Annotated in this window: 9 protein-coding genes; 7 read left to right on the top strand and 2 right to left on the bottom strand. The window is 41.9% G+C overall.

What is annotated here, in order from left to right:
- Position 1: 1 nt before the first annotated feature.
- Positions 2–451: an acyl-CoA thioesterase gene (locus tag EHQ58_RS03590; protein ID WP_135622062.1), complete on the bottom strand. Its 450-nt coding sequence runs from the start codon at positions 449–451 to the stop codon at positions 2–4.
- Positions 452–592: 141 nt separating this feature from the next.
- Between EHQ58_RS03590 and EHQ58_RS03595 the strand changes: the two genes are divergently transcribed.
- From EHQ58_RS03595 to EHQ58_RS03625, 7 genes are read left to right on the top strand one after another with little or no spacing between them, the layout of a single operon-like run.
- Positions 593–1867, top strand: a complete 1275-nt coding sequence (locus tag EHQ58_RS03595; protein WP_135622063.1) for a beta-ketoacyl-[acyl-carrier-protein] synthase family protein — start codon at positions 593–595, stop codon at positions 1865–1867.
- A gap of 7 nt (positions 1868–1874) precedes the next feature.
- On the top strand, positions 1875–3626 hold the full coding sequence (locus tag EHQ58_RS03600) for a CoA-transferase (protein ID WP_246047100.1): 1752 nt from the start codon (positions 1875–1877) through the stop codon (positions 3624–3626).
- A gap of 34 nt (positions 3627–3660) precedes the next feature.
- On the top strand, positions 3661–4611 hold the full coding sequence (locus EHQ58_RS03605) for a ketoacyl-ACP synthase III (RefSeq protein WP_210412774.1): 951 nt from the start codon (positions 3661–3663) through the stop codon (positions 4609–4611).
- A 20-nt stretch (positions 4612–4631) separates the two neighbouring features.
- Positions 4632–9986, top strand: coding sequence for an AAA family ATPase (locus EHQ58_RS03610; protein ID WP_246047102.1), 5355 nt, complete (start codon positions 4632–4634; stop codon positions 9984–9986).
- A 42-nt stretch (positions 9987–10028) separates the two neighbouring features.
- The gene (locus tag EHQ58_RS03615; RefSeq protein ID WP_135622064.1) at positions 10029–10580 is read left to right on the top strand and encodes a SiaB family protein kinase; all 552 of its coding nucleotides are present in this window, start codon (positions 10029–10031) and stop codon (positions 10578–10580) included.
- A gap of 3 nt (positions 10581–10583) precedes the next feature.
- Positions 10584–10958 (top strand): DUF1987 domain-containing protein, encoded by a 375-nt coding sequence (locus EHQ58_RS03620; RefSeq protein WP_135622065.1) that lies wholly within the window; start codon positions 10584–10586, stop codon positions 10956–10958.
- Positions 10958–12403: an adenylate/guanylate cyclase domain-containing protein gene (locus tag EHQ58_RS03625; RefSeq protein WP_135622067.1), complete on the top strand. Its 1446-nt coding sequence runs from the start codon at positions 10958–10960 to the stop codon at positions 12401–12403. Before EHQ58_RS03620 ends, EHQ58_RS03625 begins: the two co-directional genes overlap by 1 nt.
- Here EHQ58_RS03625 and EHQ58_RS03630 read toward each other — a convergent pair.
- Positions 12400–13053: a TetR/AcrR family transcriptional regulator gene (locus tag EHQ58_RS03630; protein ID WP_135622069.1), complete on the bottom strand. Its 654-nt coding sequence runs from the start codon at positions 13051–13053 to the stop codon at positions 12400–12402. The two genes, EHQ58_RS03625 and EHQ58_RS03630, sit on opposite strands and share 4 nt — an antisense overlap.
- Between the last annotated feature and the right edge of the window lie 62 nt (positions 13054–13115).

Below are 13115 nucleotides of genomic sequence, written 5' to 3' on the forward strand. Positions count from 1 at the left end.
GTTAGCCTGCCTGGAATCGTTTTTTAAAAGGCTCTGGCACTGCCACAGTTTTTTTGTCTTTATAGTCAAAGAATATCAATACTGTCTTTGCAACCGCAGCAATTTCTCCATTCCCCTTCAAAGCGACCGTAATTAAGTCGAAAGATTTATTCCCAAAGTTAGTTGGAGTCACTTGAAATGTTAGTACTTCCCCTGCTTTCACTTCACTTTTGAATTCAATTTCCATTTTTGGAACAATAATATTGGAGCCTGCGATATTCCATTTTGAATCGCCGGTGGAAGCAAGAAAGATGTCAAAAGCTTCATTTATTAAAAGAACCATGTTTTCATATGTCACATGACTGACGTAAGCCCCGCTTGCTGTAACAGCACTTCTCGCATCCGCATGCCGTACTGGAAATTTTGTCTCAAATGCCGGGTGGGTCGGGATTGATATACCTGGTTCAGCCATAATTCTCCATTATAAACATCTAATCAATGTTCTTCCCTTTAATATCGGTATTCTCGGGTATGTTCTTTAAATTTCAAAAACAAGCTGGACAAAGTCGATAATGTACATTAAAAGTAACCTACTTCATTTCTAGGAGAAGTCATGGCAGAAAAAAGAAATCAGCGCGTCGTTATTACTGGCATTGGAGTCATATTGCCAGGAGCTTTGAACGTATCGGATTTCTGGAGTCATTTATCAAAAGGGGAATCTCAAATCGACTTTCTCACCCGGTTTTCAACGGACGATATTCGAGTGAAAACCGCCGCAGAGCTCACCCATTTTAATTTCAAAGATCATTTGCCCGATCTTGATCCAGGCCATGCTAAAAACTACAACCGCGAAACGCTTGCTATTATGTCTGCTTTGAGCGATGCACAAAAAGACGCGGGTCTTGGACGCGATTCCGTTGCACCAAACAGAGTCGGATTCATCGATTCCTCCTCGCGAGCTTCTCTCGCTTGGTGGGAGCATGCTTGGAATTTATATAATGAATCCAAAGATGATGCCCATTTCAATAAATATGCGGTGCTCACATCTATGGCGTCTAACCCCACGAACCTAACGGCGATCTACGCGAATATCCAAGGTTTTGTAACAACCATCACCGCCGCTTGCGTAGGCGGCCATCACGCGGCAGCACTTTGTTTCCAAGCCATTCGAAAAAATAGAGCTGATATCATGTATGCAGGTGGCCATGAATTTCCATTGCTCAAACCTCTGATTAAAATGTACTCGGATCCCACGAGCTCAGTCATGTCCTCAGAATCTGTGAATCCAAAGAATGCCATGAGACCTTATGATAAAACGAGAGAGGGATTTATTCTTGGCGAAGGAGCCATGTGCCTTTGTCTAGAATCTTATGATCATGCCGTTAAACGTGGAGCTCGCATTTATGCAGAAATCACAGGTACTCTCAGTTATAATGAAGCAAGCCACGCCATGCGTATGGACATGACGGGAGCAAAAGCCGCCAAGGGAATGAGTGATCTTCTAAAAATTAGCAAGCGTTCTCTGGCCGACATTGACTATTTCTGTGGGCATGGTACTGCGACGTATAATAACGACTTAGCGGAAAGTCGTGCTCTGAATCTACTTTACGATGGGACACCGAAAAGTAAATGGTCACCTCTCGGCTCGATAAAACCAATTTACGGGCATACCTTTGGGGCGGCGGGGATCATCAATCTCGCGGCATCTGCACTGATGATTCATAACCAAACATTAGCACCAACCATCAATTTAAAACAACCCGATGAAGAATGTGATCATGACCATGTCGCAGAGGGAGCAAGAAAAACAAAGGTAAATAACATCGTTTCTCTTGCGTTTGCCATCGGAAGTCAGTCATCGTTTGTAAGCGTGGCAAACCCAAATTAAATAGAAGATGCTGAATATACCAAAGAGATTTGAGGACCCCGACCAAATGGTGGGAGAGATGTTGCCACTAGGCACCTACATTCACCTAGCAGCAACAATGTCTCGTCCGAATGCTTTGATTTATTCCCTTGTTCGCCAATTCCATAATCAGAACCCTCAGTTTACCGTTAGCGTTGCAGGGATTCATTCGAGTGCACATTCCATGACCATGGCAGGAATCATTAAAAAAGCCATCATCGGTTTTGCTGGAGATAATTACCCACGACCGCAGCCAAATGCACTCTATTCCAATATTTTAAAAGGTGAACCTTTTGAAGTTGAGCTCTGGTCTCTACTAACACTAATCCAACGACTCCAAGCAGGAGCTATGCGATTGCCAGGTTTCATGACCAATTCCTTACTTGGATCTGACATGATCACTGACAAATTAGGAAAATCAGTTTTCGTTTATCCTGCACCCGACTCCACAGAGGCAGATCCAAAGAAACTAGCAATGGTTTCGCCACTTAATCCTGATTATACGCTAATTCATGCAGTGATTGGAGACGAAGATGGCAACTTAGTACTCACAAATCCATCAGGGGAAGGAGTTTGGGGGGCAATGGCTGCCGTAAAAGGCGTGATTGCCTCTTGCGAAAGAATTGTCCCACGAGGTAGTATTCCTGCCGAGCTGATTTCGATTCCAGGCACAAGAGTCATCGCGCTTACAGAAGCACGTTTCGGTGCTCATCCGCAATCTCTTAGGATCATGTCCTTACCACATCTAGAAATTTTTAAAGACCTTTCCACATATCTCGATGATTACGAGTTCCAGATCGATGCAAACCAAGCCGCAGCAGGAGAGGAAAAGCAAAAGAAACGATGGATGGAAGAATGGGTATTTACCCCTAAGACTCATGAAGATTATCTTCGTTATGTGGGAAGCCAAAGGTTACGAAAACTATCGAAATTTCCAGATCCCCTCCCCTTACTTCCTGACCAGGATCCAGAATCCGTAAATGACTCCGAACAGATGATCATTCTTGCAGCCAGGGCTATCATTGAGCACGTAAAAAGACGGGGTTATACTACATTACTTGCAGGCATTGGCGCCGCTCATATCGCGTGTTGGACAGCTGCGAGGCTTTTGGCAAAGGAAAATATTCGGGTGCATGTCATGACGGAGCTTGGATTTTATTCCATGACTCCTTCTATGGGAGACGTTTTTCTTTTTAGCCAATTGCACGCGAATGGATCTCAGGGACTCTCGGACATCACCCAAATCTTAGGAATGCTTGTTCCCGATAAATGTTTAGGTGTGATGGGGGCTGCAGAAATAGATTGGTTCGGCAATGTGAATTCCATAGCCACATCTAAGGGTAAATTTATTGTGGGTTCTGGGGGAGCAAATGACATTGCCTCTACAGCCGATTGCATTATTGTCGCGAAAGCGATTCGCCAAAGGTTTGTGCGAAAAGTAAATTTCATTACTTCCAATGGGGATAGGGTCAAAGAGGCTGTATGCCAATTCGGGAGATTCCGTCGCGATAAGATGGAACATTTGTTTGAATTTACAAACTGGATTGCACCGCCTTCGGACCCAGAAATGGAAGTGGAGGAAGCCGTATTGAAATTTACCAACTGGTTTCCACCGGACGAAGTTCCCCCGAAAGAGGAACCGAAGCCCACCTCAGAAGAACTGACAATTCTCAGGTCCCTTGACCCAGATCGGATTTATATAGAACAGTTTATGGTTTACAGAAGCCTTCCAGGAGATTGATATGAGTAGCATGGGTATTGAAAATTTAAAGTATATGGGAGTCGAGTTCAAGGGGGTTGGTCACTACTTACCTGAACGCATCGTCTATAACGATGAAATCCGAACTCGCTTAAAATACCCAGAAATGCATCCTGCCGAAAAGGCGGTCATAGGTAATATCGGAGTTACGGAACGTCACAGAGTGAATGAAACCGAAACGGTTCCTTACATGGCGATGAAGGCCGCAAATGACGCGTTAGCAGATGCCAAGATGAAACCTGAAGAAATAGATTTATTCATCCTCGCTAATTGGACAGATCGATACTATCTTCCTGATCTTGCCCCACAAGCATCCAAACTTACTGGAACAAAAAACGCTCTCGCCTTTGATATCTCAACTGCTTGCACTGGATTCGTACATGGAGTTCAGATGGCTGCTTGTTATTTACAATCAGGTAGATGGAAAAATGCGCTGGTGATCGGTTCTGAGCGTTTCAGTGTTCGGACGCGAATGGGCGGCTACGGAGAGTTTACTGCTGGGGATGCTGCCGCTGGCGTTGTCTTATCTTACACGGGAAGTAAGACCACAGGACTTATCGATTCCTTTTTGGTCGATGAAGCAGACCTTGCCGACATCATAGTCACAGGCCCCCCACCAAACAGCTACGTAAAAAGTTATCCTGAACTCGTTACCAATGCTGCGGATCTTACCCTTAAAGCATTTGATATGCTTATGGAAAAACATGGTTTAAAGGAAAGCGATGTAACTTGGGTTGTTCCCCATCCAGGAACAGACATCGTTGTTCAAGATGTATTGAATCGAATCAAATTCCCCAGAGAAAAAGTGCTCGGAAACTTTGACAGAGTTGGAAATGCTTCTGCCGCTTCGATTCCTATCGTAATATCAGAATATTACAAAAAAGGTATTATCAAAAAGGGCGATTTGCTTCTGACTCCTGCAGTTGGAGGAGGCTTCTATTGGGGTGGCCTTCTTTTCCGTTTTTAGATTATTAAGAGAGATAAAGTATGATTTCATTTTCTGGCTACCATATCCGCAAGCGGATGAATGCTGAAGGTTCTCCTTCCCAAGTATACCAAGGCGTATCTAACGATGACGGCAAAGAAGTTGTCATCAAATTTGTTGCCATTTCAGATCCATTACATCCTGCGATTGTCAATCTTAGAAATGAATTCGAAATTTTAACATATCTGAATGGATATGGCCTCGGTATCAAGCCTTTTGAATTTAGAAGGCTCCCCGATGGACATGCCCTTGTGATTGATTACTTACAAGGATTGTTTTTACCGGATATCGTTGCAAATAAAGAAGACCATCAAATGCCTCTGTCTATGTTTTACGATGTTGCCATTAGCCTTTCCGAAGACCTGGCAGAACTCCACAGACATAAGGTGATGCATAAAGACATCAAACCTGACAATATCATCTATTTTCCGGATACATCAAAAGCTAAATTAATCGATTTTGGTATTTCCACTCGACTTTCAAAAGAAGAAAGCGGATTCTATGCACCTAACCAGCTAGAAGGTTCTGTCCAATACATCTCTCCAGAACAAACGGGAAGGATGAATCGATCCGTCGATTATAGAACCGACTTTTATTCGCTAGGTGTTTTATTTTTTGAGCTGTCAACGGGTCAGTTACCTTTCAAGGGCTCCGACCTAATGGAGATCATCCACGCTCACATTGCCAAACCGCCAAGAAATCCTGTGGATGTAAATTCTAAACTTCCTGCTTCTTTGAACGCCATCATCCTAAAACTTTTGGAAAAAAATGCGGAGAACCGATACCAAACCTCTTACGGTTTAAAATACGATTTAGAAAAATCATACAAACTTTACAAAGACGGAAAAATTTCAGATACCTTTCCTCTTGGTGCTCGTGACTTCTCTGAAGAATTTAGGATCCCTCAAAAACTTTATGGACGTGAAGAAGAACTGAAACAACTGCTTACCTCTTTTCACAAGGTAGGGAATGAGGGGACTACGGAAGTCGTTCTCATTGGTGGTTATTCTGGCGTAGGAAAATCCTCTCTCGTTCGTGAAGTACAAAAGCCGATCACAGCCCTTCGAGGTTATTTTCTTTCTGGAAAATACGATCAGTACAATCGTAGCGAGCCTTTTAGCGCCATTTTACAAGTGTTATCCTCCTTAGTTAGAATGATTTTAACGGAACCGCCGGAATCGATTTCCAGATGGCGTGAGAGGATTCTCGCAGCCCTAGGAAGCAACGGTAAGGTGATCACTGACATTCTGCCTGACCTCATCCATATCGTTGGTGAACAAAAGTCAGTGGCCGAGATGGGCGCGAGCGAAAACGCGAACAGGTTTTATGCGGTTTTCCTCGAATTCATTCGCGTTTTTGCTGACCGTGAACACCCGCTTGCCATTTTCCTTGATGATATGCAGTGGGCAGACTCTGCATCGCTTCACTTGCTTCGCACTCTACTTGAGGATCGAAGCACAGGATCTCTTTTCATCATGCTTGCCTATCGGGACAATGAGACTGATGCGAACCACCCATTCACACTACTCATAGATGATATCAAAAAAGAGAGCGGATCCCTTCCTTCCATCATCCTAAAACCTTTATCAAATGCCAATATCGGGGAACTTTTAAGTGATTCACTATATACACCTAAGGACAAAGTACAGCCGTTAGCGGATCTACTTGGATCAAAAACGGGCGGCAATCCATTTTTCATTACGGAACTCTTAAAGCAGCTCATCCGAAAAGATTTGATTCGATTCGACGGAACTGCTGGATCGGAAGGCCAAGGTGCATGGATTTGGGAGCTCTCAAAAATTAAAGAGGCCGCGATCTCCGATAACGTAGTGGAACTCTTATTGCAGAGAATGCGAGCACTTCCAAAGGAAAGTCAAGATTTGCTCAGAACCGCTTCCAGCATTGGCAATACATTTGATCTCTATACGCTTTCGCAAATTACACATTACAGCTACAAAGAAATTATCAAATTGATAGATGATACAGTTCGCGAGGAATTGTTCATCCCTGTTGGTGAAGAATATCGACGTATTGATTCCCTTGGAAACGAGAAATCAGAAGAGAATAAAAATACGGCACTTTCCATCCGACTCAGGTTCCAACACGATCGAGTGCAACAAGCTGGATATGAATTACTATCCGCAGAGGAAAGACCAAGACTTCATCTTTCCATAGCGAAGGTTATGCTCTCATCGACTCCCAAGGAAATGGTTGAAGAGAAAATATTCGATATCGTCAGCCATTGCAATAAAGGTGCTACCTCCACAACAAATCATGATGATTTGAAGGAATTTTTACACTTAAATTTGATCGCCGCAAAACGCGCTAGAAGTGCCGCTGCTTACTCTCCTTGCTTAGATTATCTAAAGACAGCGGAGACTCTATTGCGCCAAATCCATCCGGATGAGACGAAAGTTTGGAATGAACAATACCAACTATCCTTTGATCTATATCGCGGGTTAGCGGAAGCAGAGTATCTTAATGGAAACTTTGATGCTTCTGAAAAATTAATTTCGAGCATTTTGAAACATGCAAAAACTCCACTGGAGAAAGCAGAAACCTATAAAATTTTGATCATCCAATACTCCTTGAAGGCAGCATATAAAGAATCTGTAGACGCAGGTTTTGATGCACTCAAACTTCTAGGAATTCACATTTCAAAAGAAAATGTGGATGAAGCCATTGGAAAGGAAGTCGCACGTATCAAAGAACTTTCAAATGGGAAAGCAACAGAAACTCTGATTGATGCACCACTTATGACAAACGCGGAAATGAAAGCTGCGGTCACCTTGCTCACAGACTTAATGAGTCCTTGCTGGAACGCTTATCCCAACATGTTTCCGTTGCTTGTTTTCATTACTGTTAACCTTTATCTAGAACATGGATTAAACCCTGTGTCTTATGGATATTCATGTTATGGAATCATACTCGGAAGTGGCTTTGGTCAGTATAAAGACGGAGATGATTTCGGAACACTTGCGTATCAGATAGCTGAAAAATTCCAGTCAAAATCAGATCTAACGAAAGCTGCAAATGTTCTCGGAAATTTTACAAGTCCTTGGGTTCGTCACGTAAAACATTCAGAAGAGATCAACAGAAAAGGACTAGAAGCATCCCTAGAATCAGGTGAATTCCAACATGGATCTTTAGGAGCGATGAATGCACCTGTTTGTCTTTTTTTCCAAGGGAAACAACTCTCGGAATTTGCTAATGACATCAATAGACTCGTGTTATTTGGCAGAAAAGTAAAGAGCATTCTCGCCACGGATACTGTTCTTGCATTTGATCTCATTGTCAGTAATTTACGAGGTCTAACTCCTGCCGCATTGGAATTCCGAAATGCGACAATCACCGAAGAAGAATATCTCAAGACTTGCGAAGAACATAAGGGTCTTTATTCGATCACTCTCTATAATATTTTGAAAGCGCAGGCACTTTATATTTATGAAGAGCCAGAAGAAGCACTCAAACTTCTTGAAGAAGCGAGTAAAAACATTGTATTCTTGTTTGGACTCGTAAGTAACGCTGAGCTAAATTTTTTTGTCTCTCTCTGCCTATCTTCTCTTTACAAAATCAGGCCAACAAATGAACGAAAAGAAATCATCGTTCGGATCAAAGCCAATCAAAAACAGATGAAAATTTGGGCTCAAAATAGCCCTGAAAATTTTTATCACAAATATTTGTTAATCGAAGCTGAGCTGGCTCGCCTTGAATATAAAAACTGGAAAGCAGCAAAACTGTACGACCAAGCTGTCACAGAAGCAAGGTCAGGCGAATTTGTTCAAATGGAAGCGATTATCTCTGAAGTTGCCGCCAGATTTTGGTTATCGAAAAAGAATGATAGAAATGTCGCTGAATATTTTACCGATGCTTATAAACTTTATGAACAATGGGGTGCGACACGTAAATGTACTGAACTAAAAGAGAGATATTCTGATTACATCATTGAAAACAGACAGTTTACAGGAACAAAAAATTTCTCACTTACCATCTCGGCGACGACAACAGATATGTATTCGGGCCAATCCCTCGACTTACAATCCGTAGTTAAGAGTTCTGTTGCGATATCTGGAGAGATCCAATTCGAAAGTCTTTTATCAAAACTCATGCAAATCATGATGGAAAATGCCGGTGCCGAAAAGGGTGTTCTTCTCCTCAGGGACGGCGACGGACTCTTTGTGGAAGCAGAGCATTCCTTAGGAAAAGGCGAGATGCGAACCATGATGCACGCTCCTCTGGAAACTTATGCCAACGTCCCAAGGTCAATTATCTACTTTGCAGAACGTACGCGCGAAATTTTAGTTTTGAATTGTGCTACGAAAGATACTCGGTTCGCGATTGATAAATATGTTCAGGAAAATGATATCAAATCGGTGTTTTGTGTTCCGATTCTAAAACAAGGTGCCCTCTCGGGAATCCTCTATTTAGAAAATAACCTTTCCGAGGGTGCCTTTACGCCAGACAGACTGCAGACGATCGGACTTCTTAGTTCTCAGGCTGCGATCTCCCTCGACAATGCCCTACTCTACCAAAGTTTGGAAGAGAAGGTTCGGGATAGAACTCAAGAATTGGCACATGCCAATGACGAACTTGCTGAAAAAAACAAACACATTACAGAATCCATTACTTACTCACTTAACATCCAACAAGCGATGTTACCCTCTTTGGAGTCGTTAAAATCTTCGTTCACCGATCATTTTGTACTGTTTATGCCGAAGGATATCGTATCTGGGGATTTTTTCTGGCATACAAAGAAACAAGATTCAGTACTATTTGCGGTGGCTGACTGTACGGGGCACGGGGTTCCTGGGGCGCTTATGTCCATGATCGGCATCAACTCGCTAAATGCCATTGTGAACGAAAAAGGCATTACGGATCCTGGTAAAATCTTGGAAGAGTTAAATATTCGCGTTCGTACTGTTTTGCGTCAGGCAGACAGTGATGCAAACTCGATGGATGGTATGGATATTTGTTTGATTCGTTATTCTGGAAATACCCTCCAATTTGCAGGCGCTAAACGTCCGCTTTATGTCTATGGACCCGAAGGTTTTAGAGAATATAAGGGTGACAAAGCTTCGATAGGCGGGAGACAAAAAGAGGAGTTAAGAACGTTTACGACTCACGAGATCTCGTATACACCTGGTAAAACGGTTGCGTATCTATCGACCGATGGATATACTGATCAATCAAATACCGAGAGGACTAGAGTTTCTACTAAGAATTTCCTTCGAATCGCAGAAGAGAATCTTTCGAAGTCAGGTGAAGAGCAGAAAAAGGCTTTTTTATCATTCTTACACAGTCATATGGGAACAGAAGACCAACGAGATGATATCACAGTCGCAGGAGTCATGGTATGATCGCGGATAAGCTAAATTCAACAGGAGCAAAGTAAAAATTAAATGCAAAAAATGGATATTTTAACATATGATCAGTATAAAAACATGGAGGAGCATCGCCTTCTCATACACTTCAAAGGCGCTCTCTACCAAGACATTCTGACGGAGCTTGGCAGTATCATCCAAACTTCCATGAAGGGTGAATCTAAAATCAAAAAGATTTTTGCGGTATTTGTTGAACTTGCCCAGAATATTCTTCATTATTCTCTTGAAAGGATAGCGAACCCTGACGAATCTACATCTGGAGTAGGTATGATTGTTGTGACGGAAAGGCCAGAGGGGTATTATGTCAGCTCTGGAAATTACATTTCCCGATCAAAGATTGAAGGCATGGAAGAGAAAATTAAATTTATCAATGGTCTCTCTCCTGAGGAAAAAAAATCATACTATACGAAGCAGTTGCGCTCTGATCGACCTGACGAAAGCAAGGGTGCTGGTGTGGGACTCATCGACATTGCACGAAAGTCAGACGCACCTCTCGTTTATTCGATCGAAAATGTGCCAGAAGATAAAACCTTCTTCACATTGACCGCTTTTTTCAAAAAGGAAGATTAATCAATGGAAACGATTCGCATCGCTAGCACTAAAAATTCACCAGAGGTCACACTCGATTTTGAGAACGGACTGGCAGAAGTTGCAGGAGAGTCTTATCCTGAAAATGCAGTAAGTTTTTTTAAGCCTGTATTCGAATGGCTCAACCATACCATTTCACAAAAGAAACCGTTTAAGTTTCTATTCAAACTAGATTATTTCAATACTTCCTCCTCAAAATGTATCATCGATATCCTAGACCTTCTTCAGATCTATCATTCGAACGGCGGAAAAATCAATGTCGAATGGTATTACCGTCAAGATGACGAGGACATGAAAGATACTGGGGAAGAATTCTTAGAAGATGTCGATCTTCCACATGAACTGATTGCTTACAAATAATGAGTGGCGTTTTCGAAGAAGAACATGAAGCCTGGAACCAACTCCAAGCAGCACTCAAGGAGCCTGATCTAAAAACGGAAGAGCTAAAAATGCTCGCAGATTCCATATCTCTTCGCTTTGGAAACCTTCTCAAACAAACAGAGAAACTAACAAAAGTAGGTGATTCCGCACAAAATCGCCTCATGAGAATTCAGAATGAACTCCAAAATTCTAATTCAAAACTTGAAAAATCAATACGCAATTTACATTTACTTTCCGAGTTAGGAAAGGTCATCACATCTTCGCTAGACGCCAAAAAAATCCTCCAAGAACTATACAACCAACTCAAAGACGAGATGGATCTTGATATCATTTCTGTAGGAAGTTATGACGCCGAATCGGATAGCGTCAAATTCAAATTCAGTTTGAACCAAGGAAGTTATGTTCCTTCCATCTTTCTAGAAAATCTAAATGACGATAACTATTCCTCTATTTGCATTCGTGGAAACAAAGAAGTCATCTTAGAAGACCTCAATCTTGAATCCCAAGAGCGCATTAGCGGCCTTCGGAAACAATGGGGAGAAGACATCCGTTCGATTGTATACATACCTCTAAAAGTAGAAGACCGAGTTGTTGGAGTATTTACCATTCAAAGTCGGAATGCGAACGCTTATAATTACCAACAATTAAACATCATCAGGTCACTTGCAAGTTACCTGGGAATCGGACTCGATAACGCGGATGCTTATCGTAGCCTTTCTAAAAGAAATAAGGACTTAAAGTCCTCGCTTGAAAAGGTCAGATCACTCAATGAAAATCTAGCCATTGAGCGTCAAAAATCTGAAAATCTATTATTAAACATTCTACCAGGTCCTATTGCCGAAAGGTTAAAGGCGGGCGAAGAAATCATTGCAGATTCCTTTGCAGATGCTTCTGTTTTGTTTGCCGATATTGCTGGTTTTACAGTTCTCAGTTCAAAGATGAACGATGCATCAAAATTAGTATCCATACTCAATGATATTTTCCGTGATTTCGATAACATTACACAAGACTTAGGTCTAGAAAAAATCAAGACCATTGGAGACTGCTACATGTTAGCTGGAGGGATTCCTAATCCTGCTCCTGATCACTTAGAGCGAATGGCAGAGGCCTCATTACGATTTTGTGAAGTATTTGAGAAAATAAAAAACAATTGGGGTTATGAAATCAATGTTCGCATCGGAATCCATTCTGGTGAAGTGGTCGCTGGTGTCATTGGAAAGTATAAGTTTGTTTATGATTTGTGGGGTGATACTGTAAACATTGCCTCGCGTATGGAATCTCACGGCCAAGTTGGTAGGGTGCATGTTAGTAAGGAAGTCTATGCTCGCCTCAAAGATAAATATGATTTAGAAGCTAGAGGTGAAATCGAAGTCAAAGGCAAAGGCAAGATGGAGACTTGGTTTCTAAACGGAAAAAAATCTTAAGAATCTTTTTTCCGAATTCCAACTAACACGATATCTAGAAGATCTTGCATTTGCTCTTCGGCTTTAGCATTTTTGCCACTTCTTTCATTTAAAGCTGCAAATCCATGCACCGCACTCCACACAGTCATAGACATACTTTCAACATCCACTTCTGCATTAAACTCTTCAGATTTTTGTCCGAATTCAATGATATGGTAGAGTGCCAAATATGCCTCTTTACCTGCTACCTGAAGATCTTCGGGTAATTCAGACTCAAGATAAACCTCACCACCAAACATAAGTTCGGAACGTCTTGGGTATTTCCACATAAGCCGAATGTAATTTTCGCCCGCCTTTCTTAATTTGGCAACGGCAGATTCATGCTCTTTCCATGCCTCCACCAAAGTATCTCGTAATTCTAAAAATCCAATGGTCGTAATGGCATGTAATAAGTCAATTTTTCGAGGAAAGTGTCTATAGGGAGCGGTATGACTGACTCCGATTTCTGTGGCCACATCGCGTAAGCTCAAATTATGGGCCCCCCTTTTCTCCAAAAAATCTCCCGCAATCTTTAAAACCAGATTCCTAAGATCTCCATGATGGTAAGAAGTAGTGGGTTTACTTGTTTTTTTGGGTTTTAGGTCTCTTTCTTTCGGTTGCTTTTTTTTCATTTCAATGTTGTCGCTGTATATATTTCATGTTGACAGTGTATATTTAAATTTAGACAGTGTCA

The organism is Leptospira ognonensis, assembly GCF_004770745.1.
Classification (GTDB): domain Bacteria; phylum Spirochaetota; class Leptospiria; order Leptospirales; family Leptospiraceae; genus Leptospira_A; species Leptospira_A ognonensis.